Origin of the sequence: Rhodococcus sp. JG-3, from assembly GCF_000482405.1 — a bacterium.
Classification (GTDB): Bacteria; Actinomycetota; Actinomycetes; order Mycobacteriales; family Mycobacteriaceae; genus Rhodococcoides; species Rhodococcoides fascians.
Genome location: NZ_KI519398.1, coordinates 4,052,903 through 4,077,162, shown reverse-complemented (window position 1 = coordinate 4,077,162; position 24,260 = coordinate 4,052,903). Strand labels below are relative to the sequence as shown.

Annotated in this window: 20 protein-coding genes and 2 tRNA genes; 14 read left to right on the top strand and 8 right to left on the bottom strand. The window is 65.8% G+C overall.

Going from position 1 to position 24,260, the window contains the following annotated elements:
* Positions 1-16 precede the first annotated feature (16 nt).
* The 7 genes from K414_RS0120630 (at position 17) to K414_RS0120600 (ending at position 5,460) form a co-directional block, all read left to right on the top strand.
* Positions 17-586: a DUF2017 domain-containing protein gene (locus tag K414_RS0120630; RefSeq protein WP_027497669.1), complete on the top strand. Its 570-nt coding sequence runs from the start codon at positions 17-19 to the stop codon at positions 584-586.
* Between the two features lie 9 nt (positions 587-595).
* Positions 596-1,681: a P1 family peptidase gene (locus K414_RS0120625; RefSeq protein ID WP_027497668.1), complete on the top strand. Its 1,086-nt coding sequence runs from the start codon at positions 596-598 to the stop codon at positions 1,679-1,681.
* Between the two features lie 52 nt (positions 1,682-1,733).
* Positions 1,734-2,363: a rhomboid family intramembrane serine protease gene (locus K414_RS0120620; protein WP_027497667.1), complete on the top strand. Its 630-nt coding sequence runs from the start codon at positions 1,734-1,736 to the stop codon at positions 2,361-2,363.
* Between the two features lie 112 nt (positions 2,364-2,475).
* On the top strand, positions 2,476-3,234 hold the full coding sequence (locus K414_RS0120615) for a cyclic nucleotide-degrading phosphodiesterase (protein WP_027497666.1): 759 nt from the start codon (positions 2,476-2,478) through the stop codon (positions 3,232-3,234).
* Positions 3,235-3,255: 21 nt separating this feature from the next.
* Positions 3,256-4,041, top strand: coding sequence for a ribonuclease PH (rph, locus tag K414_RS0120610; RefSeq protein WP_027497665.1), 786 nt, complete (start codon positions 3,256-3,258; stop codon positions 4,039-4,041).
* Positions 4,034-4,648 (top strand): RdgB/HAM1 family non-canonical purine NTP pyrophosphatase, encoded by a 615-nt coding sequence (rdgB, locus tag K414_RS0120605; protein ID WP_027497664.1) that lies wholly within the window; start codon positions 4,034-4,036, stop codon positions 4,646-4,648. The genes rph and rdgB overlap by 8 nt, the downstream gene beginning before the upstream one ends.
* 2 nt (positions 4,649-4,650) lie before the next feature.
* A complete protein-coding gene (locus tag K414_RS0120600; protein WP_037219432.1) occupies positions 4,651-5,460 on the top strand; it encodes an alpha/beta fold hydrolase in 810 nt (269 codons plus the stop codon).
* 2 nt (positions 5,461-5,462) lie between these two features.
* Here K414_RS0120600 and K414_RS0120595 read toward each other — a convergent pair whose 3' ends face one another.
* From K414_RS0120595 to K414_RS0120580, 4 genes are all read right to left on the bottom strand, one after another.
* Positions 5,463-5,816: a DUF3817 domain-containing protein gene (locus K414_RS0120595; protein ID WP_027497662.1), complete on the bottom strand. Its 354-nt coding sequence runs from the start codon at positions 5,814-5,816 to the stop codon at positions 5,463-5,465.
* Positions 5,813-6,214, bottom strand: coding sequence for a hypothetical protein (locus K414_RS0120590; protein ID WP_027497661.1), 402 nt, complete (start codon positions 6,212-6,214; stop codon positions 5,813-5,815). The genes K414_RS0120595 and K414_RS0120590 overlap by 4 nt, the downstream gene beginning before the upstream one ends.
* Positions 6,215-6,303: 89 nt before the next feature.
* Positions 6,304-6,963, bottom strand: a complete 660-nt coding sequence (locus K414_RS0120585; protein ID WP_027497660.1) for a maleylpyruvate isomerase family mycothiol-dependent enzyme — start codon at positions 6,961-6,963, stop codon at positions 6,304-6,306.
* A 71-nt stretch (positions 6,964-7,034) separates the two neighbouring features.
* Positions 7,035-7,116, bottom strand: a tRNA-Leu gene (locus tag K414_RS0120580).
* Positions 7,117-7,199: 83 nt separating this feature from the next.
* Between K414_RS0120580 and K414_RS0120575 the strand changes: the two genes are divergently transcribed.
* On the top strand, positions 7,200-7,961 hold the full coding sequence (locus K414_RS0120575) for a TetR/AcrR family transcriptional regulator (RefSeq protein WP_027497659.1): 762 nt from the start codon (positions 7,200-7,202) through the stop codon (positions 7,959-7,961).
* A 10-nt stretch (positions 7,962-7,971) separates the two neighbouring features.
* Here the strand turns inward: K414_RS0120575 and K414_RS27505 are convergent, their stop codons facing one another.
* Positions 7,972-8,655, bottom strand: a complete 684-nt coding sequence (locus K414_RS27505) for a hypothetical protein (protein ID WP_051365193.1) — start codon at positions 8,653-8,655, stop codon at positions 7,972-7,974.
* Between the two features lie 480 nt (positions 8,656-9,135).
* On the opposite strand from K414_RS27505, the gene K414_RS0120565 reads away from it, so the two are divergent.
* Both K414_RS0120565 and K414_RS0120560 read left to right on the top strand, forming a co-directional pair.
* A complete protein-coding gene (locus K414_RS0120565) occupies positions 9,136-18,450 on the top strand; it encodes a type I polyketide synthase (RefSeq protein ID WP_027497658.1) in 9,315 nt (3,104 codons plus the stop codon).
* Positions 18,450-18,842 carry a holo-ACP synthase gene (locus K414_RS0120560; protein ID WP_008715184.1) on the top strand — a complete coding sequence of 131 codons (393 nt, stop codon included), beginning with the start codon at positions 18,450-18,452 and terminating at the stop codon, positions 18,840-18,842. Before K414_RS0120565 ends, K414_RS0120560 begins: the two co-directional genes overlap by 1 nt.
* 77 nt (positions 18,843-18,919) lie before the next feature.
* On the opposite strand, the gene K414_RS0120555 is transcribed toward K414_RS0120560, so the two are convergent.
* On the bottom strand, positions 18,920-19,636 hold the full coding sequence (locus K414_RS0120555) for a TetR/AcrR family transcriptional regulator (RefSeq protein ID WP_027497657.1): 717 nt from the start codon (positions 19,634-19,636) through the stop codon (positions 18,920-18,922).
* Between the two features lie 280 nt (positions 19,637-19,916).
* Between K414_RS0120555 and K414_RS0120550 the strand changes: the two genes are divergently transcribed.
* Together K414_RS0120550 and K414_RS0120545 are read left to right on the top strand one after the other, a co-directional pair.
* Positions 19,917-21,203: a hypothetical protein gene (locus K414_RS0120550; protein ID WP_051365192.1), complete on the top strand. Its 1,287-nt coding sequence runs from the start codon at positions 19,917-19,919 to the stop codon at positions 21,201-21,203.
* Positions 21,204-21,277: 74 nt separating this feature from the next.
* The gene (locus K414_RS0120545; protein ID WP_027497655.1) at positions 21,278-22,642 is read left to right on the top strand and encodes a dipeptidase; all 1,365 of its coding nucleotides are present in this window, start codon (positions 21,278-21,280) and stop codon (positions 22,640-22,642) included.
* Here K414_RS0120545 and bcp read toward each other — a convergent pair.
* Positions 22,631-23,104 (bottom strand): thioredoxin-dependent thiol peroxidase, encoded by a 474-nt coding sequence (gene bcp, locus K414_RS0120540; RefSeq protein WP_027497654.1) that lies wholly within the window; start codon positions 23,102-23,104, stop codon positions 22,631-22,633. The genes K414_RS0120545 and bcp overlap by 12 nt on opposite strands.
* Positions 23,105-23,182: 78 nt before the next feature.
* Here bcp and K414_RS0120535 point away from each other — a divergent pair, with 78 nt between their 5' ends.
* Entirely contained in the window at positions 23,183-23,404 is a 222-nt protein-coding gene (locus K414_RS0120535; protein ID WP_027497653.1) for a DUF3618 domain-containing protein, read from the top strand.
* Positions 23,405-23,496: 92 nt separating this feature from the next.
* A tRNA-Lys gene (locus tag K414_RS0120530) sits at positions 23,497-23,570 on the top strand.
* 512 nt (positions 23,571-24,082) lie between these two features.
* Here the strand turns inward: K414_RS0120530 and K414_RS29785 are convergent.
* Positions 24,083-24,205, bottom strand: coding sequence for a hypothetical protein (locus K414_RS29785; RefSeq protein ID WP_272913802.1), 123 nt, complete (start codon positions 24,203-24,205; stop codon positions 24,083-24,085).
* Between the last annotated feature and the right edge of the window lie 55 nt (positions 24,206-24,260).

The following is a 24,260-nucleotide window of genomic DNA, read 5'->3' as shown; positions in this document are numbered from 1 at the left end:
AAGGACATCACCGACAGTGCGCACGTGGACGAGACGAAATTCGTTGTCCGGGGTCAAGATCAAGTCCGAGATCGACGCTCGTGAGGCGGCGGTGCTCAAGTCCCTGGTCGCATCCGTTCTCGGCCTGCTACGCGATCGTTCCGCCGCGGCACCCACCGACGAGCTCGCTGCGCTGACCGGGCTGCGTACCGGCCACAACAGCCCGCCGGACGATGCAGCGCTGGCTCGGCTGCTGCCGGACTTCCACCGCGCCGATCCCGAACACGACGATCAGGATCCGGCCGATCTGAACGGTGCCCTCCGCGGGTTGCACGAGCCCGAGATCATCGACGAGAAGTTGGCTGCCGGGGCAGTGATCCTCGCGACCCTGCCCGATTCCGGCGGAAAGATCGTGCTCACCCAGGAACAGGCCGACGCGTGGTTGACGGGTCTCAACGACGTGAGGCTGGCGCTCGGGACCACACTGGGCATCAGTGCGGACACTCCTGACGTACTCGACGAGGGCGATCCTCGTGCTCCCCATCTGGATGTGTACCACTGGTTGACCTGGATGCAGGATTCCCTCGTCCAGGTCCTCGTTCCCTAGGGTGCCGACGTGACCACAGCCTTCTCGAAACCCGGCCCCCGGGACTGCTTGACCGATGTGGCAGGTCTGTTGGTCGGCCATCATCACGAACTCGACGACGACGCCGCGATGGGGTCCGGTTCGGCCACCGGCTGCACTGTGGTGCGCGTTCTCGGTGGGGCGACGGCGGCCGTCGACGTGCGAGGCGGCGGACCGGGAACGCGCGAGACCGATCTGCTCGATCCGAGCCATTCCGTTCAGCAGGTCGACGCCATCCTGTTGACCGCGGGCAGTGCGTACGGGCTTGCGGCCGCCGACGGCGTCATGCGGTGGCTCGAAGAGCACGAACAAGGCATCCCGATGGGCAGTCCGGCTCACGTCGTGCCGATCGTGCCGGCTGCGGTGATCTTCGACCTTCCGGTCGGCGACTGGGCCGCGCGCCCGACCGCGGAGTTCGGCTACCGTGCTGCGGCCACGGCGGCGACCGAGTTCGCGACGGGATCGGTCGGGGCAGGAGTCGGTGCTCGCGCCGGCGTGCTCAAAGGTGGGGTGGGCACCGCGAGCACGGTGATCGAGGGCGGTCCGGCCGACGGAGTGACGGTCTCGGCGCTGATGGTCGTCAACCCTGTGGGCGCGGTGTTCGATCCGCGCACCGGGTTGTTGTGGGGCACCGGCACACTGGGGCCTGCGGAATTCGGCATGCGCAATCCCGACGTCGACGAGGTGCGGGCCGCGGCGGCGCTCGAACCCAAGGCCACTGCTCTGAACACCACGATCGGCGTGGTTGCGACGGATGCGCCGCTGTCGTCGGCGTCGTGCAAGCGGATAGCCGTCGCGGGTCACGACGGACTCGCTCGGGCCATCAGACCTGCGCACTCGCCACTCGACGGTGACACCGTCTTCGCCGTGTCCACGGGTACCAGGGCCGTCACCGCCGAGTCCTCTGTGCCCGCAGCATTCTCCCCGGAACTACCGGTACTGGCCGCGGTCACCGAAGCCGCGGCGATCGTCGTCGAGCGAGCCATCGTCCGGGCCCTGCTCGACGCCACCTCGGTGGCCGGCATCCCCACTTACCGCCAGATCTTCCCCTCCGCATTCACGGCATCGCGTCTCTGACCGGCAGGTAGCCGCTACCGGTACCGTGGAGAGACCGAGGTTGGAGGCGATCATGAGTGAGACCGGCAAGCTTCCCGGTGAGCGAGAGCGGCCCGCGTGGATGCAGGCAGCCGTCTTCGTCGGAGGATTCGTGGCGCTGCTGTGGATCATCGAGATCATCGACGTCGCGAGCGGATCACGGCTCGAGCAGAACGGTATCGAGCCTCGTTCCGCCGACGGCTTGTGGGGCATCCTGTTCGCGCCCGTGCTGCACGACGACTGGCAGCATCTGATCGCCAACACGGTTCCCCTGATCGTGCTCGGATTCCTGGTGTTGCTCTCGGGCATCGCGCGTGGTCTGGCTGCCACCGGGATCGTCTGGGTGATCGGCGGCGTCGGTACCTGGCTCACGGCCGGCACCTACAGCAACACGATCGGCGCGTCGATTCTGATCTTCGGCTTCATCACGTACCTGCTCGTTCGTGGATTCTTCACCCGCCACCTCGGCCAGCTCGCGATCGGGGTCGTGGTGTTCGTGCTGTACGGCAGCGCGCTGTGGGGCGTGCTGCCGAGCGATCCGAACATCTCCTGGCAGGGCCATCTGTTCGGCGCAGTGGGTGGGGTCGTCGCAGCTCGGCTGCTGTCCGCCGACGCTCGGGCCGACAGAGCGCGCGCCAGAGCACTCGATCGTCCCACTCCGTAGGCGGTAGGTAACCGCGAGCACAGCTGTGTTCGGGCGTGAAATTCGCCGACTCGCGCGGTCAATACTGCCCGAACGTTTCGAGTGACGCGCTCGGCGTGGCAGCATGGCTTACATGCGAATTACCGTCCTGGGATGTTCGGGCAGTGTGTCCGGACCCGATTCACCCGCGTCGGGTTACCTCCTGGAAGAAGAGGAGACCGCGCCGGTCGTTCTCGATTTCGGGCCCGGCGTCCTCGGGGCGTTGCAGCGTTATGTCGATCCGGGTGACGTGAGCGTTCTGCTTTCGCATCTGCACGCCGATCACTGCCTCGATGTTCCCGGTCTGCTCGTGTGGCGTCGCTACCATCCGAACCCGCCGGAAGGGCGCGCGATCGTCTACGGACCGAAGGACACTGCGTTTCGGCTCGGAGTGGCGTCGGCCGAGTGCGGCGGTCAGATCGACGACATGTCCGACACCATCGATCTACGCCGCTGGGTGGACGGCCGGACCATCGAATTCGGACAGCTGTCGATTCTGACCCGGCAGGTGTTCCATCCCCCGGAGTCGTACGGCATGCGGGTCACCACCGGCGGCGGAAAGACATTCGCGTACAGCGGCGACACCGGTATGTGCCAGGCGGTGCAGGATCTGGCTCAGGGTGCCGATGTCTTTCTCTGCGAGGCGTCGTGGACCGACAGCCCGGATCGGCCCGAGGGCGTCCACCTGTCCGGTATCGAGGCCGGTCGCATCGCTCGGGAAGCCGGAGTGGGGGAGCTGCTGCTCACCCACATTCCGCCCTGGACGTCTCGCGAGGATGTCATAGCCGAGGCCAAGGCAGAGTTCAGCGGACCGGTGCATGCCGTCGAGCCAGGGGACGCCTTCACCGTATGACGACGCGCTAGGCTTCGAGTCGTGTCCAGACGAGAAGACGGCAGAGCGGACGACGAGCTCCGCACCATCAAGATCACCCGCGGATTCACCACTCACCCGGCAGGGTCGGTGCTGGTCGAATTCGGCAACACCAGGGTGATGTGCACGGCCAGCGTCGAGGAGGGCGTACCGCGCTGGCGGAAGGGATCCGGTCTCGGCTGGCTCACCGCCGAGTACGCAATGCTTCCCGCAGCCACCCACACGCGTAACGGACGCGAGTCCGTCAAGGGCAAGGTCGGCGGCCGCACTCAGGAGATCTCCCGACTGGTCGGACGCTCACTGCGCGCGTGCATCGATCTGGCAGCGATCGGCGAGAACACGATCGCCCTCGACTGCGACGTCTTGCAGGCCGACGGCGGCACCCGTACTGCTGCCGTGACCGGAGCGTTCGTGGCTCTCAGTGACGCCGTCACCTACCTACGAGCAGCCGGACGCCTGGCCGACCCGCAGCCGATCTCGTGCATGATCGCCGCGGTCAGTGTCGGCGTCGTCGACGGCCGGGTGCGTCTCGACCTTCCGTACGAAGAGGATTCGCGAGCCGAGGTCGACATGAACGTCGTCGCGACCGATACCGGCACTCTGGTCGAGATTCAGGGAACCGGCGAGGGCGCGACCTTCCCGCGCACCACCCTCGACAAGCTCCTCGACTCGGCGTTCGTCGGCATCGACAAGCTGTTCGAGGTGCAGAGGGAGGCGCTGGCGTTGCCGTACCCGGGGGATCTGCCCGAGCCTGCCACCGCAGAAACGAAGAAGAAGTTCGGTGCCTGACACCAAGCTACTGGTAGCCAGTCGTAACGCCAAGAAGCTGCGAGAACTGCGACGGGTACTCGACGCCGCCGGCCTCGTGGGTATCGAGTTGGTCGGTCTCGACGAGGTGCCGCCGTTTCCCGAGGCACCCGAAACCGGAGCGACGTTCGAGGACAACGCGGCGGCCAAAGCGCGCGACGGTGCGGCGGCAACCGGATTGCCCTGCGTCGCCGATGATTCCGGGATCGAAATCGACGCACTGAACGGAATGCCCGGGGTGCTCTCCGCGCGCTGGTCCGGAACTCACGGGCAGGACGAGGCCAACACGGCGCTCGTGCTGGCGCAGCTGAGCGACACCCCCGACGAACGGCGCGGGGCGGCTTTCGTATCGGCGTGTGCGTTGGTGGTCCCGGGCGGAGCCGAGACCGTCGTTCGAGGTGAGTGGCGCGGCGTTGTAGCGCGAGAGCCGTTGGGGGAGAACGGATTCGGATACGATCCGATCTTCGTGCCGGAGGGAGGCGGTCGCAGTGCCGCGCAGTTGGCTCCGGACGAGAAGGACGCGGCCTCTCATCGCGGCCGCGCGCTGCGCAAGCTGGTTCCTGCTCTCGAAGCGTTGACGGGGCGATAGTCGTGGCGGCGCGGGCAGTGTTGACGAGAACCACGGTCGTGCTCGCTGCCGCTGCCCTGTGTTCGGTGGGCATCCCCGCTTCGGCAGCGCCGGTCGCGGGATCGTTCGCCGAGGCCTTGGTCTACTCGGTGGCTCATCCAGGTGCGACGCCGGCGGGCGCGAACGATTACTCGTGCGTTCCCAGCGCTCGACATCCCGAACCGGTCATCTTGGTGCACGGTTTTTTGGAGAACTCCTACGCGAACTGGTCGTCGCTGTCACCGGCCCTGGTCGACGCCGGATACTGCGTGTTCGCACTCGACTACGGCAACACCGGGCCGGTGCCTGCGTTGGGAGCGCTGGGAACGATTCCCGAGAGTGCCGCGGAGCTGTCCACGTTCGTCGATTCCGTCCTCGAGTCGACTGGCTCATCGAGGGTGTCGATCGTGGGTCACTCGAAGGGCGGGACGGTGCCGCGCTACTACGCCCGCTTCCTCGGCGGTGATCGCACCGTCTCGCGCATAGTGGCGCTGTCTCCGCCGAACTATCCGACCGCCGGTCCGCCGGTGCAGGACGACGTGCTCGAGCGGTTGAACGAGGGCAGCGACACAGTCGCGGGGATCGATTACACGACGATCGTGACTCGATACGACCAGGTTGTCGTTCCGTACACGGCGTCGCTCCTTACCGGAGCGGGAAATACGAACGTGGTGCTGCAGGACGTGTGCCCCGGCGATGTCGTCGAGCACACAGGAACCTCGTACGATCCGCTGGCGCAGCGGCTGGTGGAGAACGCGCTGGATCCGGAGAACGCACAGCCGATCACCTGCTGACGTCAGACGCCGAAGTCGGCCTTGACCTGCTTGGTGCGCTTGTGTTCGACGTAGAACGACAGGAACGGAACAGTTCCGGCGAGCAGCGTGCCGATGGTCCGACCGGCCGGCCACCGCACCTTGATGGCAAGGTCGATCGTCAGGATCAGGTATACGAGGTAGACCCAACCGTGCACTACCGCAATCCAGTTGGGCACATTCTCGACCTTGAAAATGTACTTCGCGACCATTTCGGTCACGAGGACGAGCAACCAGATACCGGTGACGTAGGCGAGCACGCGATAGCGCAGCAGCGCCGACGCGATCTTCCGAGTCTTGTTGGTGGACGCCTTGGTCTTGTCCGGTGCCGAACTCACGTGGTGCTCCTGTCGGTCCCGCGGGATTCGTTCAGCTCCGCGAGGTAGCTGTTGTACTCGAGAAGTTGCCTGGCCTCGGGGTCGTCCAGATCGCCGACGTCCGGGTCTGCCACGCGGCGCTGGGGGAGCAGATCGAGAGGGACCTCGGTCGGTCCGTCGGGCTGCCCGGCTTCGGGCTCGTCCTGGTCCTCGTCTTCGAGGCGGACGAACTTGCGGTAGGCGTAGACGACGAACGCCGCGAACAAGGGCCACTGGAACGCGTAGCCGAGGTTCTGGCCGTTGCCGCCGACCGCCTCGAAGCGTTCCCACTGCCACCAGCCGAGACCGAGACACACCGCCGCGGATACGATCACCAGCGCAATGAGCGCGGGTCGACGCTTCGGGCGGGATGAGGTCACCACTCGACGGTACCGGAGCGACTACTACCGAAGGTAGTCACATCGGGTGGTCGGCCGGTGATTCTCACCATGGACGAGCCGGGTGCGACTCACGACCGACGACGGTTCGCCCGTGCTTCGGCAAGTTGCTCGGCACCTGGGCCGGTGATGTCGGCGAGAGCGCTGCTGCGCCCCGTCAGCACCAACGCCAGGGTGCCCGCCGATCCTTCGACGACGGGGCCCTCGCCCCGACTCCAGTCCAGATCGGTTGCGCGCCACTGCAATCGAAGATCGGGTCCTTTGAACGGTGCCGCACCGCTTTCCGGCACCAGGAAGTCGAGCATCGTAACCATGCGGTGCTCGGGAACGTGGTGCTCGATTCCCAGCGGCCTGCACACATCGAGCCCGTGCACGATGACGTCGGACAACGGGGCCAGCGGACCGTGGCCCGGCGGGGTGAACTTCTTGTCTGCGTGAGCTGTCAGGAGCGCGGGTAATTCGTCGCCGTGCTTGCGCTTCATTCGCTGGGTGATCATCTGATTGGCCCGGTCGAAGTTCCCTCGAGTGCGCACCATGGCGAGTCCGAACTGCCAGAGCGGGACGATCAGGGGCACCACGAGATGGGCGGCGACGTCGCGGACCGTCCAGGCGTCGCACAGCGATGGGGTGTCCCACTGTTCGGGTGTCAGGGTGTCGAAAGTGCGTGCGAGAGAGCGTCGTTCGTCGGAAGTTTCGGCGAAGATCGCGTCGTCGTCGAGATCGCTGGACATACGAGCCACCTTCACACGTTGAAACCGGTAGATCTGGGAGTCTCGAGAAAAGCCGGGTCGAACGACCGTTGTGCGCGAGGGGGGACTTGAACCCCCACGTCCTGAGACACTGGAACCTAAATCCAGCGCGTCTGCCAATTCCGCCACTCGCGCGTGCCGGTGAAGTCTACAGCCGATGCTGCTGTGCGTGCGACGCGGTTCTTCGAGCCACGTCGACGTCCGATTAGGCTCGCCGGGTGGTGAAGAAGGAGAACTCGTTCGATCCGGCGCGCATCCTCGAACTGCTGTGGCGGGTCGACGCGAAACCGAGCCGAACCGGCCTGAGCGTCGACGCGATCGTCGACGCGGCCATCGAGATGGCCGATGCGAACGGGTTGGAGTCGGTGTCGATGCGCAATGTGGCCGAGCATCTCGGGGTCGGTGCGATGTCGCTGTACACCCACGTGCCGGGGCGTCAAGAGTTGACGGACCTGATGATCGATCGGTCTCTGGCAGATCTGTACGCACACGTCGACGAGCCGGCATCGGTTCCCGGTGGGTGGCGGTCCGCGTTGCGATTCGTTGCCGAGCGCAATTGGGAACTCTATCAACGACATTCGTGGCTGCTCGACGCCGTCGGTGCGCGTCCGGTGCTCGGTCCGCACACCAACGACAAGTACGAGGCAGAGCTGCGCACCCTCGTCGGTACCGGGCTCGGTGACGTCGAGATCGATTCGGTGTTGACACTGGTTCTCACTCACGTCTCGGGGACCGCGAGGGCCTCGGCCGCGGTCGATCGGGTGAAGAAGCAGTCGGGGATGTCCGACGCTCAGTGGTGGGCGGCTACTGCACCCGTCATCGAGCGGGTGATGACGCGGGAGCGTTTTCCGGTGTCGTCCCGCATCGGGACGGCCGCGGCGACGTCGTACGACGCCGCCAGCGACCCCGTGCATGCCTACCGTTTCGGTGTGGAGTGCATCCTCGATGGCGTCGAGGTGATGATCTCGCAGAGGTCATGATCTCGCAGAGTCAGCTCGCCGATCGGAGCGCAGCCTCGGAGTGACGCTGCGGCGGTCTGCGCAGCTTGTGCTGGAAACGCCAGAGCGCGTGCTCGAGCGAGGCGAGATCGACGTGGAGTGCGTCCGCTGCGGCGTCGAGAATCACGGGGGAGCGTTCCTCGGCGATGTCGGCGGCCAGGTCTCGATGGAGTGGTTCGAGAGCGTCGGCAACGAACGCGGTCAGATGTGCGGTCGCCTTGTCGGTGCGCACGCCCAGATGCATGAGCATGCACTCCCAGGTCGTCTCGCCGAGGCCAGGGATCGCGCGGAACGCATCGAAATGTTCCTTCGTGTGCTGCTCGAAATCGGTCGAACAGCTCAACCCCGACGCGATCAGCGTCTGCGCTGCCACAGCGGCTGCCGCCGCCTTGGTTCGGCTGTTTCCTGGAACGAGCTGACGGTTGGACAGGATCTGCACGAGCTGATCCGGATCCGAAGTCAGTTCTGCAAGGGTTGTCAAGTCGTCGAGTCGGTTATCGCCGCGGTGTGACCGCCACCGTCCGATGACCGCTCGCACCCCACTGGTCGGTCCTCCGTAAGGAGCGCGCGCGGAGAAGATCGCGTCGAGTAGCGCCGCCTCGGATTCGCCGCGCCACCCCGGTGTCCAGTGCGGCGAATTCGATTGCGAGGCAATTAATTCGATGTGCGACAGCATTGCTTCGAGCTCGCCCGTCGTGCAAGTGTCCGTAACCGATGAATACATGAATTCCCCCCGGAGTTCGTCGACCGCCCTATCGGATGCGGTTCGTAGGAGAAAGCTAGACGACCCCACCGACAGGTCACCGGACGCTCACGGAGTGCTCGAGATCACATCACAAAAAGATAACGAAAAATGCGAGGGTTCCCTCATGTTTCGCCGTCGCCGCCGAGTCTCCCGCCAGGGTGGATGCGGGTTACTCGCGAGTTGGGTAAACAAAAAGTAAAGGCGCTTGCGCGGACGTACTCGCTGGTAGCACTCGGACGTCCGAGCAAACCTGAGGATTTCCTCATGATTTTGTGTCAACCTGGAGCAGCGCGAAGGAGACCTGTCGACGAAGACAGGCTCACGCTTTGCCCTGTTGCCCACGACGCACCACGGCAGTCATCACAGCGAACGCCTCGACCCCCGAGACGTCCACGAGAGGAATCTTCAGCCTTGACGATCAACGAGAGCACACCATCACACGGACGCGGCTCGCGAAGCACAGGCAACGCAGGCAAAGCCCCTAGAAGCAGTGGCGGCTCTCGGACTCTGGCAGATCGATTCGCCGCGGGCGAGCCGTACGCCCTGGCGTTCGGTGGTCAGGGTGCGCCCTGGCTGAGTTCGCTCGAAGAGCTCGCGCGCGATTCCGCACTCGAGCCCGAACTGACCGATCTCGTCAACGAGGCCGCAGCAGTGCTCGCGCCCGTGTCCGACGAGCTGCTGGTCGTCCGCTCGGTCGGCTTCGACCCGATCGGTTGGATGCTCGAGCAGGACCTCGCCGACGACGACACCGCCGGCTCCTACGGGCCCTCCGAAGCGGCACTGACCTCGGCTGCGGTGTCTCTGCCGGGCGTCTTCCTCACTCAGGTCGCCGCGTTGCGCGCGCTGAAGCTGCAGGGCCTCGACCCCGCCCAGACCCCGCCGGTCAAGGTGGTCGGACACTCGCAGGGCCTCATCGCCGCCGAGTCCGTCGCCGCGGACGGCGCACAGGACGCCAACTTCCTGGCCATCGCGCAGTTGGTCGGCGCTGCTGCCGGACTCGTCGGACGTCGCCGCGGCATCATCGGTGCCGGTGACCGTGCTCCGATGGTCTCGGTCGGCAACGTCGAGCCCGAACGTCTGCAGGCAATAGTCGACGAGCTCGCGCTACCGGGAGCACCCGAGCGCTCCGCCGCTCTGGCCATCCGCAACGGTCGTCGCCGCGTCGTGCTGTCCGGCCCGCCGGCTCAGTTGGCTCGCGTGCAGGAGAAGTGCGAGCAGATCGCGGCTCGGGAAGAACGTGAGCGCGATGCCAAGAAGCGCGGCGGCGCGGTGTTCGCACCCGTCTTCGAGCAGCTCCCGGTCGAGATCGGCTTCCATCACCCCGCATTGAACGACGCCGTGGAGCTCGTCGACGCCTGGGCGCAGCGTTGCGGTCTCGACGCCGCCCTGGCCCGCGAACTGGCGCAGAAGATCCTCGTCGATTCCGTGGACTGGGTCGACGCCATCGACGGTGTCGTCGAGGCCGGCGCGGACTGGATCCTCGACCTCGGACCCGGTGACCTCCTCACCCGCATGACCACCCCGGCGCTGCGTGGACAGGGCGTCGGCATCATCGCGGCATCCTCACGCGGCGGCCACCGCAATCTGCTCACTCCAGGAGCCGCACCCGAGGTGCAGCCGGCATGGTCGGCATTCGCACCCAAGCCCGTGACGCTGCCCGACGGCCGTGTCGTCGTCGAGACGTCCTTCACCAAGATGACCGGACGTTCGCCTATCCTGCTCGCCGGCATGACGCCGACGACCGTCGACGCGAAGATCGTCGCGGCCGCAGCCAACGCAGGCCACTGGGCCGAGCTCGCCGGTGGCGGCCAGGTCACCGAAGACATCTTCACCGACCGCGTCGCCGAGCTCTCCACGTTGCTCGAGCCCGGCCGCGCCATCCAGTTCAACTCGCTCTTCCTCGACCCGTACCTGTGGAAGCTGCAGCTCGGCGGTCGCCGCATCGTGCAGCGGGCCCGTGCAGCGGGTGCGGCCATCGACGGCGTCGTCGTCACGGCAGGCATCCCCGAACTGGACGAGGCAGTGGCTCTCATCGAGGAGCTCTCCGAGGCCGGCATCAGCTACGTCTCGTTCAAGCCGGGAACCGTCGCGCAGATTCGTGCCGTGATCCGCATCGCCAACGAGGTTCCGACCTACCAGGTCAACGTCCATATCGAAGGTGGCCGCGCAGGCGGACACCACTCGTGGGAAGACCTCGATGACCTGCTGCTGACCACCTACGCCGAGCTCCGCTCGCGTCCCAACCTGGTGATCTGCGTCGGCGGCGGTATCGGAACACCCGAGCGGGCCGCGGACTACCTGACCGGAACCTGGTCTGCCGTGCACGGATACCCGAAGATGCCTCTCGACGGCATCCTCGTCGGTACCGCTGCGATGGCCACTCTGGAAGCCACGACCGCTCCCGAGGTCAAGCAGCTTCTCGTCGACACTCCGGGAACCCCCGACTGGGTCGGTGCCGGAACCGCCAACGGCGGAATGGCGTCGGGCCGCAGCCAGCTCGGTGCCGACATCCACGAGATCGACAACGCGGCATCACGTTGCGGTCGGCTGCTCGACGAGGTCGCCGGCAACGCCGACGCCGTTGCCGAGCGCCGCGACGAGATCATCGCCGCACTCGACGGCACCGCCAAGCCGTTCTTCGGCGACGTCGCCGAGATGACCTACCAGCAGTGGCTGAGCCGCTACCTGGATCTGGCCATCGGAACGGACTCGCGCAGCGAATTCGATTGCGGCGGTGAGTTCACCGATGCCGTGACCGAGGCCCGTGAATCGGTGTGGCTCGACGTCACCTGGCGCACCCGCTTCCTCGAAATGCTGCAGCGCGCCGAGGCACGTCTGCACCCGGTCGATCGTGGCCCCATCCCCACCCTGTTCGCCGACGCCGAGGTACTCGAGCGTCCGCGCGCAGCACTGAAGTCACTGCTCGCTCAGTTCCCCGACGCCGGTGACGTGGTGCTGCACCCTGCCGACATCACCTTCTTCACCTCGCTGTGCCGCATGCCCGGCAAGCCCGTCAACTTCGTTCCCGTCGTCGACGGTGACGTGCGCCGCTGGTGGCGCAGTGACTCGCTGTGGCAGGCACACGACGCTCGCTACTCGGCCGATCAGGTCTGCATCATCCCCGGAACCGTTGCCGTCGCCGGTATCACTCGCGTCGACGAGCCGGTGGGCGAACTGCTGAACCGCTTCGAGAAGGCCACCGCGGACCAGCTTCTCGCCGAGGGTGTCGAGCCGGCGGCCATCGCCAGCCGACGCCACGCCGAGATCGCACCGGGACTGCTGGGCATCGTGCTGGCAGCTCCCGACGTCACCTGGGCCTCGCGCATGACGCAGAACCCCGTTGCACGCCTGGGAGATCCGGCCGACTGGACCGTCGACTCCGATACGGTCGCCTCGCACCCACAGACCGGCTCCACGTTGACCGTGCTCGACACCGAGCACGTCGAACTGCTGGTCCCGCTCGCCCCGGGCAAGGAAGTACGCATCCGTCTGACGGTGCCCGCCTCCACCATCGACGGCGGCGCTCCGGTCGTCACCGCAGAAGATGCACAGCAGGCCATGTCGGCACTGCTCGGAGTTGCGGCAGGACAGGACCTTCCGACGGTCAAGAACGGTGTCGCGCGGCTGAACATCGCGTGGATCCCCGATCTGATCGCCGACCACGCCGGCGTCACCGGATCCGGACTGCCCGACACACTGACCGTCAGCGGCAAGGCCGTTCCCGACGTTCTCGTCGGTGCCTGCTGGCCCGCCGTCTTCGCCGTCCTCGGTGCGACCCGTAACGCCGAGGGCATCGACGTCATCGAAGGCATGCTCGACCTGGTGCACCTCGATCACAGCGTCAACCTCGTCGGTGAATTGCCGACCGACACTTCGATTCTCGTGGTCAAGGCCGCAGCAGGAGAGGTGCTCGACACCGACCTCGGTCGCGTCGTCGAGGTCACCGTCGAGATCGGTGCCATGCTCGGTGAGGGGCTCGACGCCCCGGCCGTCGCAACTCTGGTGGAGCGCTTCGCCATTCGTGGACGCACCGGCAAGGGCGAGTTGGTGGATCCGGCTCGCGCCGGCGGTTCGCTGAGCGCCGATGCCAAGGACACCCCGCGTCGTCGCCGTCGCCAGGCCACCATCGTGGCCCCGCGCAACATGGCCGCATTCGCGCAGGTCTCGGGCGACCACAACCCGATTCACACCTCTGATGCCGCGGCGTTGCTCGCCGGCCTCGGTAGCCCGATCGTGCACGGCATGTGGCTCTCGGCGGCGGCGCAGCAAACCGTCACCGCAGTCGACCACGAGGACACCAAGACTCCTCCGCGTCGTCTCACTGCCTGGACTGCTCGTTTCCTCGGGATGGTCCGCCCCGGAGCGGAAATAGACGTTCGCGTCGACCGCACCGGATTCGACCAGGGTGCCGAACTGGTCGAGGTGTCCTGCCGAGTCGGCGGTGAACTGGTCATGGTCGCCACCGCACGCACCGCCGCGCCGAAGACCGTCTACGCGTTCCCCGGCCAGGGCATCCAGCGCCCGGGTATGGGACTGGACGCACGCGCTCGCTCCAAGGCCGCGCGTGAGATCTGGGAGCGTGCCGACAAGCACACGCGCAGCGCGCTCGGCTTCTCGATTCTCGCTGTCGTGCGCGACAATCCGACGTCACTCAAGGCCCGCGGGGTCACGCACAAGCATCCCGACGGTGTGCTGCACCTGACGCAGTTCACCCAGGTTGCGATGGCCGTTCTCGGTGTCGCACAGGTTGCCGAACTGCGCGAATCCGGAGCATTCGTGGAGAATTCGATTCTCGCCGGCCACTCGGTGGGTGAGTACAACGCTCTGGCCGCTGTTGCCGGTGTGCTCCCGCTCGAGGCCGTTCTCGAGGTCGTCTTCCAGCGTGGCTCGGCCATGCACGCACTCGTTCCCCGTGACGAGAACGGCCGCAGTGACTACCGCATGGCTGCCATCCGCCCGTCCCAGATCGGCCTGGCCGACGAGGACGTGCAAGGCTTCGTCGCCGGTGTCGCAGAAGAGTCCGGTGAGTTCCTCGAAATCGTCAACCTCAACTTGCGTGGCTCGCAGTACGCCATTGCAGGCACCGTTGCCGGCCTCGGTGAACTCGAGAAGAAGATCGCCATCCGCCGGGCAGAGTTCGGCGGCAAGGCCGCCTACATCATGGTTCCGGGCATCGACGTGCCGTTCCACTCGACGGTGCTGCGCGGGGGAGTCGACGACTTCCGTAGCCGCCTCGAGACCCTGCTGCCCGAGCAGCTCGATCCCGCGATCCTGGTCGGTCGCTACATTCCGAACCTGGTGCCCAAGCCGTTCTCGCTCGACCGGGCCTTCGTTCAGGAGATCGCCGACCTCGTACCGTCCGAGCCGCTGAACACCGTTCTCGCAGAGTTCGATTCGTGGGCCGCACGGCCGAGCGATCTGTGCCGCGTGATTCTGACCGAATTGCTCGCATGGCAGTTCGCCAGCCCGGTCCGGTGGATCGAGACTCAGGATCTGCTCTTCGCAGACGAGTCCGACGGCGGTATGGGCGTCGAGCGTTTCGTCGAGATCGGGCTCGGTGCAACACCGACCGTGGCCAACCTCGCGTCGCAGACTCTCAAGCTGCCCGGCCGCTTCGGCCACCCGGTCGAGGTGCTGAACCTCGAGCGCGAAGCCGCGATCGTCTACGGCACCGATACCGACCCGGCTCCGGCCGACGAGGACGAGGCGACTCCCGCTCCCGAGGCCGCTGCTCCTGCAGCCGCTGCTCCTGCAGCCGCGGCTGCTCCGGCTGCAGCACCCGCTCCGGCAGCGGCTCCGTCGGGCGGACCGCGCCCCGACGACATCGCGTTCGTCGCCGCCGACGCGACGAAAATCCTCATCGGACTGTGGACCAAACTGCAGCTCGATCAGATCGGGCCCGCCGACACCATCGAGGCGCTGTGCGACGGCGTCTCCTCGCGTCGTAACCAGCTGCTCGTCGACCTCGGTTCCGAGCTCTCGCTCGGTGCCATCGACGGCGCAGCCGATGCCGACATGGGCGCGCTCTCGGGCACGGTCAACAAGCTGGCTCGTACCTACAAGCCGTTCGGCCCGGTGCTCAGCGACTCGATCAACGACCATCTCCGCAAGGTCTTCGGCCCCTCGGGACGACGCCCGGCGTCCATCGCCGACCGCGTCAAGAAGACCTGGGAACTGGGCGACGGCTGGGCGCACCACGTCACCGCCGAGGTCGCTCTCGGTACCCGTGACGGTGCCTCGGTTCGTGGTGGCGCACTCGGTGGCCTGGCCGACGGCGCTCTCGCCGACGGCACTGCTGTCGACAACGTCATCGACGCCGCGGTTGCTTCGGTTGCCGCTCGACGCGGAATCGCAGTGTCCATGCCGCAGGCAGGCGGTGGAGCCGGCGGAACCGTCGACGCCGCTGCGCTCGGTGAGTTCACCGAGCACATCACCGGTCGCGACGGCGTTCTCGCCTCCGCAGCCCGGTTGGTGCTCGAACAGCTCGGCCTGGCGGACGCACCCAACGCGCTGCTGGCCGAGAACCCCGATGCTGCTCTGGTGGAGCTGGTTTCGGCCGAGCTCGGATCGGACTGGCCTCGTCTCGTCGCTCCCGCGTTCGACGCCAAGCGCGCCGTGCTGATCGACGACCGGTGGGCCACCGCCCGTGAGGATCTGGCTCGGTTGTGGCTCGGTACCGCAGGTGATGTCGCTGTCGAGTCCTTCGCCGGCGCAGGCAATGCCGTTGCAGCACAGGCTCAGTGGTGGAAGGCCAAGGCCGACTACGAGAACAAGGCCGTGCTCGCCGAGACCTTCGGACGCATCGCAGACATCGCGGTCGCATCCGAGGACAAGGGACAGTGGGCCGACGACGTCGCAGTCGTCACCGGCGGCAGCAAAGGATCCATCGCCGCGGCAGTGACCGCTCAGTTGTTGGCCGGGGGCGCGACGGTCTTCGTCACCACCTCGCGGCTCGATGACGAGCGCCTGGGCTTCTACCGCTCGCTCTACCGCGACAACGCTCGCAACGGAGCGTCGCTCTGGGTGGTTCCGGCCAACATCGCGTCGTACACCGACGTCGATGCCCTCATCGAGTGGATCGGCAGCGACTACATCGACACTGCCGGTGGCGCAAAGACATTGGTCAAGGCAGCTGCCACTCCGACGATGCTGTTCCCGTTCGCAGCACCTCGGGTCATGGGCGAGATGTCCGACGCCGGAGCTCGCGCCGAGATGGAAATGCGCGTGCTGCTCTGGTCGGTCGAGCGTCTGATCACCGGACTGTCGAAGGTCGGCTACGACAACGACATCGACACTCATCTGCACGTGGTGCTCCCCGGATCGCCGAACCGCGGAATGTTCGGTGGCGACGGTGCCTACGGTGAGTCGAAGGCTGCACTCGATGCAGTCGTCGCGAAGTGGGGCTCGGAGAAGAACTGGGCCGAGCGGGTGTCCATCGCGCACGCTCACATCGGGTGGGTTCGCGGAACCGGCTTGATGGGCGGCAACGATCCCATCGTCGAGGCCGTGGAAGCCGAAGGTGTCCGTACCTGGTCGACCGAGGAGATGGCAACCGAGCTGCTGCGGCTGTGCACCCTCGACGCACGTCGTCGGGCCGCGCAGGAGCCTATCGTCGCCGATCTGACGGGTGGCTTGGCCAACACCAAGCTCAACCTCGTCGAGCTTGCTCGCGACGCGGCCGCTGCTGCGGCCGAGAAGACCGAAGAGGCCGTGGACAGTTCGGTCATCGCCGCGTTGCCCGCACCTCCGCGGCTCGCTCCGACGACCGCCCCGGCGTGGCCGACCCTCGATGTCGATCCGAAGGACCTGATCGTCATCGTCGGTGCAGGTGAGCTCGGACCTTATGGTTCGGCGCGCACTCGCTTCGAGATGGAGGTCGACGAGCAGCTCTCTGCCGCAGGCGTTCTCGAACTCGCGTGGAACACCGGCCTGATCGCCTGGGAGAACGATCCCAAGCCGGGCTGGTACGACATCGAGTCCGGTGACCTCGTTCCCGAGGAGGACATCGCCGACAAGTACCACGACATCGTGGTCGAGAAGTGCGGTATCCGCACGTACGGCGACGACGGCGCAATGGTCGGTAACACCGCTCCGCTGATGACCTCGATCTTCCTCGACAACGACCTCACGTTCGTCGTCGGAACCGAGATCGACGCACGGTCGTTCGCGGCTGCGGATCCCGAGCACACGCTGATCACACCGGTTCCCGAATCGAGCGACTGGCAGGTCACTCGCAAGGCGGGCACCGAGATTCGCGTTCCGCGCAAGATGAAGCTCACCCGTACCGTGGGTGGTCAGATTCCGACCGGATTCGATCCCACCAAGTGGGGCATCTCGCCCGACATGGCGAGTTCGGTAGATCGTGTTGCCCTGTGGAACATCGTCACCACGGTCGACGCCTTCATCTCCTCGGGCTTCAACCCGTCGGAACTGATGCGCTGGGTGCACCCGACGCTGGTCGCCAACACTCAGGGCACCGGCATGGGCGGCATGGAGTCCATGCGCTCGCTGTACATCGACACCCTGCTCGGCGATGCCCGTGCGAACGACATCCTGCAGGAGGCTCTGCCGAACGTCGTTGCTGCACACGTGGTTCAGTCGTACATCGGTAGCTACGGCGCGATGGTTCACCCCGTCGCCGCCTGCGCCACCGCGGCCGTCTCGGTCGAGGAGGGCGTCGACAAGATCAAGCTGGGCAAGGCGCAGCTCGTGGTCGCCGGCGGATTCGACGACCTGAGCACCGAAGGCATCATCGGCTTCGGCGACATGTCGGCCACGGCGGACTCGGCAGCGATGTCCGCCAAGGGAATCAGCGATCGACGCTTCTCCCGGGCAAACGACCGCAGGCGCGGAGGATTCGTCGAATCGCACGGCGGCGGAACGATTCTGCTCGCTCGCGGCGATCTGGCACTCGAGATGGGCCTGCCCGTCCTCGGAGTGGTGGCCTACGCACAGTCGTACGGCGACGGAGTGCACACGTCGATCCCGGCTCCGGGACTCGGCGCACTCAGCGCCGGTCGCGGCGGCAGAGATTCGGCACTGGCGCTCTCGCTCAACGCACTCGGCGTCAGCGCAGACGACGTGGCCGTGATCTCCAAGCACGACACGTCCACCGCAGCCAACGACCCGAACGAGGCCGAGTTGCACACGCGCCTCGCCAAGGCCATCGGCCGCTCGGACGGCGCTCCGCTGTTCGTCGTCTCGCAGAAGTCCCTCACCGGGCACTCGAAGGGCGGAGCGGCTGCCTGGCAGCTCATCGGCCTGTGCCAGGTGCTGGCCAACGGCGTCATCCCGCCGAACCGCAGCCTCGACTGCGTCGACGACAAGATGACCGGTTTCGAGCACTTGGTGTGGGCTCGCGAGCCGCTGCGCTTCGGTGACTCGGTTCCGCTGAAGGCGGGTCTGCTCACCTCGCTCGGCTTCGGGCACGTGTCCGGACTCATCGCGTTGGTGCACCCGCAAGCATTCCTCGAGGCCGTTCCGGCCGAGCGGCGTGCGGAGTACATCGCGAAGGCGAACGAACGTCGTATCGCCGGTCAGCGCAGGCTGATCTCCGCGATGGTGGGTGGCGACTCCCTCTACGAGCGGCCCGACGATCGACGACTGGGACATGACGGGACGCCGGCCAAGGCGTCACGCGAACTGGAGGCCAACGTGTTGCTCAACGAGTCCGCTCGCCTCGGCGAGGACGACGTCTACGCCTCCGGTCTGCCGGGTGTCATCTGATGGCAATCTTGGGAGTGGGTTTCGACCTGGTGACGGTGTCCGACTTCGCCGAGCAGATGGAGAAGGTCGGCACGACGATGATTCGCGACAGCTTCACCGCGGGTGAACGTCGGCACGCGGCGACCAAGAGCTCCGACCCGACGCGGCACTACGCAGCACGGTGGGCAGCCAAGGAAGCAGTTCTGAAAGCTTGGGCGACATCACGTTTCGCACGGCCGCCGCAGATCGGCGACAATCCGTACCCGTTGATCGAGGTCGTCAACGATGCGTGGGGCCGACCGTCCATCAAGCTGCACGGCATGGCGCAGGAGTTTCTGCCGACGGTCAAGATTCACCTGTCGCTGACGCACGACGGCGATATCGCCGCCGCGGTGGCGATCCTGGAGGAGTAACTCCGCGCTGAACGACGACGAAGGCCCGTCCGATCCACGAGATCGGGCGGGCCTTTCGTATGGGTGAAGCGGGCGGGTCAGGCTTCGTCGGTGTTGACCGACCCGCCGGAGCGCCTGCTCTCTTTCTCTGCGACGAGCAGATACGCCATCATGATTCGCTTGAGTTCGGCCACGGCATCTTCGTGGCTCTGGCCGTCCTGCACCGAGAAGTTCAGCATCGAGTAGACGATGTGTACCAACACCTGGGCCATCAGATTGCGACGGTGCCGCGGCGTGCGCGGCGTCAACGGTCCGAGCATGCGTGAGACCTGATCGGCGAACTCGCGCTCATGAATGACCCCGGTGGCTCGGGTGGACGGAGTCGACTGCATCGCGAGCCATACTTCGCGGCGCGACGGGTCCGTCATCCACATGCCGGCCATGTGGTCGACGAAATTGTTCAGGAACCGCACCCAGTCCAGGGACGGGACCTCGCCGTCGAACTCTGCCAATTCCTGTTGGACTCCCACGAGGTCCTGACGATTGAGTTCGCAGACGATGACGTACTTGTTGGCGAAGAACTGGTAAAGCGTGCCGATCGGCAGCTCTGCCCGTGACGCGACTTCTTCACACGTGAACGACTCGAAGCCCACGTCGCTGAGCAGTTCACGCGACGCCTGGAGCAACGCGTCGAATTTGCGTTGGCTGCGTTCCTGCGTGGGACGACGCCTCGGCATCAGCTCCTGAGTCTGCGCCGTCGACTCGAGCGCGGCGTCGAGACGGCGCGAGGACTGGGCACGAGCAGAGGATTCCACCCGGTCAGGCTATCCGTCGCGGGTGCACGGTATCCACTTCTGTCGTGCGGGTCGCATCGCCCACTCCGGATTCGGTCGTTCTTGTGGGGGACCGCTGTGTGCGACGACAGCTGTCGGGCCGTCTTGCTGTGACAATCCCCAAGTTCAATATGGGCCAGCCAAACGGGCAACCGGTATGGTTATAGGTATTGAATCAATTTCCGTGCAGGGTGGCCGTCGTTCGTGTCCGTAGGACGACGTTCATGGTCGGGAGCCTCACCCCGAGCACAGGGAGACTGCAGTGGCAACAATCGGTACAGCGATCGAATCCGGCTCGATGCAGACGGTCCTGCTCGAGCCGACCTCGGGGGAGGTGCTCGCGCACTCCACCACCTCGCTCGACCCCGACGTGACCGCCGTTCTACCGCGCGCGATCTCGGATATGCGTGCCGAGGCAGCAACGCTGAACGTGTCGGTCGACGCCGTCGCCGTCGTGCATCGGTCCGAGTCCGAGCGCGCCGAACTCGCCACGGCAGTGACCGACGAGTCGACGGTGTTCGTCTCTGCATCCCAGTCGTTCTTGTCCTGGTTGGCCCGTGCGAAGGACCTCGCCGACGCGAGCACGGTGCTGCTCTATTACATGGGCGAACACGGCGTATCCATCTCTCTCGCCGACGCAGCCGATGCCACACTCACGCCCGCCAAGAATGCTGCCCTGGACTCGATGTCCCCCGAACGAATCGGCAGCACGATTCCGCTGGCCTGGGAAGTGGTCGACGAATCCGGCAAGAAACCACAGGCGGTCGCGCTGTTCGGAGACAGATCGAGCAACCGGGACTTGATCGACATTCTCTCCCTCGGTCTCGGTGTGCCCGTCGTGCGAGTGGGTGCCGCTGATCGGGTCGCCGCCTGCGGGGCGGCCTGGCTCGCATCGGTTTCGGTCGAGGATCAGGCCGCTCTCGTGGAAACGGAGAGGGCCGACGACGCGGAAGAAGCCGCAGTGCCGGAGACGGTCCCTTCGGTGGTGCCGGCGTCCCCGGTGGCAGCAACGGGCAGGTCGAGTTCAGCGACCGGCGGCCGCAAACTGATCTTCGCTGCGGTGCTGCTCGCCGGGGTGGCCTCGGCCGGTGTCGCCGTTGCAGCCACGCTGCCGAGTAATGGGGATGCGACCGCCGGGCAGAGCGTCGACCGAAGCAATGACGGTGCCGATTTGGCCGGCGCAACGCGATACGTCGATCCGACGACTATTGCGCCTGCGCTGCCGGTCGACGCCCTGCCCAAGACGCTCCCGCCCACGGTGGAATCGGCCCTCGCGCCGACGACCACACCGCCGACTGCGACGACGCAGCAGTGGACTCCACAGCAAGGGACTCCTCAGCCGTGGACTCCGCCGTCCTGGGTACCGCCGGGCGCTGCGCCTGCAGGTACCCCGAAGCCCGCTGCGGCGACTGTGGATCCGCCGCAATTGACTGTGCCCACCGTCGTTCCCGAGCCGGGCAAATCCCAGGAGCAACTCGAGCAGGAAGCCTGGGATCGGCACTGGCAGCACACAGGTGAGTGGATCGCGCAGGAATTGGCCGGAGGCTGACGTGTCGCTTCGGTAGGTGCGAGCAAATGACAGACTGGCGAGAGCCCGTCTGTCATTTCTCGTCTGGAGGAACCATGCCGACCGATGTACGCCCCGCCGACATTCGATCCGCGATCGCGGAGTCGATGCCTCGCGCGAAATCGGAGCTGGCAGAACTGGTCCGGTTCCGATCTGTGCACGATCCTCGGCAGTTCCCGGTGGAGGAATGCGTCGGTGCAGCGCAGTGGGTGCAGCGGGCGTTCGTCGACGCCGGAATCCCCGACGTGCAGTTGATCGAGACCAACGACGGCTCACTGGCTGTCGTCGGTTCCCGGCCGGCACCGGCGGGGGCGCCGACCGTTCTGTTGTATTCGCACTACGACGTCCAGCCTCCCGGCGACAGAAGCTATTGGGACAGTGAGCCTTTCGAGCTGACCGAGCGTGACGGTCGGTGGTACGGCCGAGGTGCGGCCGACTGCAAGGGCAACGTCTTGATGCATCTGCTGGCGCTGCGCGCGGTGGGGGAGTCGCTCGACGTCGGCGTGCGCATCGTCTGCGAGGGTTCTGAAGAGATGGGCACGGGCGGGCTCGAAGCACTCGTCGACGAGCGGCCCGAGTTGTTCGCTGCCGATGTCGTGGTGATCGGGGACACCGGCAACACTGCAGTGGGTCTGCCGACGGTCACCACTACCCTGCGTGGGATAGCCAATGTCGTCGTACACGTGGAAACGCTTGCCGGAGAGGTGCATTCCGGAATGTACGGGGGACCGGCACCCGATGCGCTCGGCGCGCTGATCCAGGTGCTGGCAACTCTGCGTAACGAGCACGGTGACACCACGGTCGACGGTCTCGATGGCGCGCAGACCTGGGATGGGGTGCCGTACGACGCCGAGCAGTTCAGATCCGATGCCGGGGTGCTCGACGGAGTCGCACTGGCGGGTTCGGGCACCGTGGCCGACGCGGTATGGGCGCGCCCGGCGCTGACCGTTCTCGGAATCGACTGCCCACCCGTCGTGGGCTCGGCCGCTGCCATCTCCCCTCGAGCCACGGCACGGCTCAATTTGCGAGTTCCGCCAGGGATGGATCCCCTGCAGGCGCAGGACGCGTTGGTGGCGCATCTGGAGGCACGTACGCCGTGGAATGCGCGCGTCACCGTCGAGCGAGAAGCGATCGGTTCGCCGTTCCGGGCCAGAACGGACGGCCCGGGCTACGCGGCGTTGTCAGGTGCCTTGGAAGAGGCATTCGGACGTCCCATGGGGACGGCTGGGCAGGGCGGGTCCATTCCATTGTGCAACGCGTTGGCGGAGGCGTTGCCGGACGCCGAGATCGTGCTCATGGGCGTCGAAGAACCCCGATGCCGGATCCACGCCCCGAACGAGAGCGTGGACCCGACGGAAATCGAGAAGATGGCCGTCGCCGAGGCGCTGTTCCTGCAGCGGCTGGCCGGTTCAGACAGCTAGGTCGCGGCGGAGCTTGGCGACGTGGCCGGTGGCACGAACGTTGTATTGAGCCACCTCGATCTTGCCTTCCTCGTCGACCAGGAACGTCGAACGAATGACGCCCTCGTAGACCTTGCCGTAGTTCTTCTTCTCCCCGAACGCACCCCAGGCCTGCAACGTCGTCTTCTCCTCGTCGGAGAGCAGCGGGAATGTCAGCTCCTCCTTGTCGCGGAACTTGGCGAGCTTGGCCGGCTTGTCGGGGGAGATGCCGATGACCTCGAGGCCTTCGCCGTTGAGCTCGGCGAGACTGTCGCGGAAGTCGCAGGCCTGCTTGGTGCAGCCCGGGGTGCTCGCGGCGGGGTAGAAGTACACGATCACCTTCTTGCCGGCGTAGTCGGCGAGGGAGACGTCCTTGCCGTCGGCATCGGGCAGGGTGAACGCCGGAGCGGTGTCGCCCGGCTCGAGCTTGCTGTATTCGGTCACCGCACGAGAGTATCGAAATACCGCCGTGCTCTAGGCTCGAGTACGACCAAGACTATTTGCAGACAAGTTGGAGGACACGTGGCCAAGGACACCGACCGAATCGAGCGCGAGATCGAGGCCGCTCGCAATCAGCTGGCCAGCACGCTGGACGAGCTGAGCGTCCGTGCCAGCCCCAAGAACATCGTCGCCAACACCAAGCAGACGGTGGTGGCCAAGCTCAACGAGCCGGCCGTTAAGTTCACTCTGCTCGGAGTCGGCGCAGTGGTAGCAGTTCTCGTGGTTCGCAGGATCTTCAACTGACGCAACAGGTGCCTTGACCAGCCGATTTCACATCTGGCCGCATCTGCTGTTAATGTTTCTCCCGCACCGCAGAGAACACGCGGTGCGGATCGGCGCCATTAGCTCAGTTGGTTAGAGCAGCTGACTCTTAATCAGCGGGTCCGGGGTTCGAATCCCTGATGGCGCACAACGAGTGCCCCTGAACAGCATATTCGCTGGTCAGGGGCACTTTTTGTTGTCTGGGTATGTGTAGGCGACCGCAGTGTCGCAGAAATGAACAACTCTGTGACCTGCGGACTCACAAGCGGCGTAGCGCCTTTCGCAGACTTGACTCTTAATCGCAAATATTGGGAGTCGAGTTCGCGGCTTTTACCGCTGTGACCTGTGCAGACGGACACTGTGAACGTATCTCCGCGCTGTCATCGGACGGCTGCGGACCCATAACTCATCACTTACTCATCTTTTTGGCCGAAAAGAGATGGGTGCCGTTGAGTTCTTCGGGCAGTTCAGCGTGCCGTTCAGGGATCATGCTCTCGCTGGTGCCTGGGGTTGAGTTCGTGCCCGAAGCATTCGACGTGATCGACCTGGCGGCATGGATCAGGGGGAGAGTGAGTCTGGCGGTGACGAGGAGAAGCGCGGGTTCGGCGCGCCCAGAGGGCGCAGACCGTGACGGGCAATGGCTGTTCAAACCCCGCAGGATCAAGCCGCTCGTAGTCTCGGAAGAGAGACGTCGGCGAAGAGATACACCGAATAAATGATTCGCGGTGAGGACTGGGCCGAGAAGATCTGCTCGGCCGGGTAACGCTTAGACAGCTGCTTCATCCTTCACAAAGAACGAAGCGGCATCAAACGCGGGACGGTTCAGTCTTGGTGGACG

What these genes read in the sequence shown, in the direction of transcription:
- K414_RS29785 (WP_272913802.1), bottom strand. Translation starts at nt 24,205, where the DNA reads ATGAAGCAGCTGTCTAAGCGTTACCCGGCCGAGCAGATCTTCTCGGCC.
- K414_RS0120620 (WP_027497667.1), top strand. Translation starts at nt 1,734, where the DNA reads ATGAGTGAGACCGGCAAGCTTCCCGGTGAGCGAGAGCGGCCCGCGTGG.
- K414_RS0120615 (WP_027497666.1), top strand. Translation starts at nt 2,476, where the DNA reads ATGCGAATTACCGTCCTGGGATGTTCGGGCAGTGTGTCCGGACCCGAT.
- K414_RS0120545 (WP_027497655.1), top strand. Translation starts at nt 21,278, where the DNA reads ATGCCGACCGATGTACGCCCCGCCGACATTCGATCCGCGATCGCGGAG.
- K414_RS0120585 (WP_027497660.1), bottom strand. Translation starts at nt 6,963, where the DNA reads ATGTCCAGCGATCTCGACGACGACGCGATCTTCGCCGAAACTTCCGAC.
- K414_RS27505 (WP_051365193.1), bottom strand. Translation starts at nt 8,655, where the DNA reads ATGCTGTCGCACATCGAATTAATTGCCTCGCAATCGAATTCGCCGCAC.
- K414_RS0120560 (WP_008715184.1), top strand. Translation starts at nt 18,450, where the DNA reads ATGGCAATCTTGGGAGTGGGTTTCGACCTGGTGACGGTGTCCGACTTC.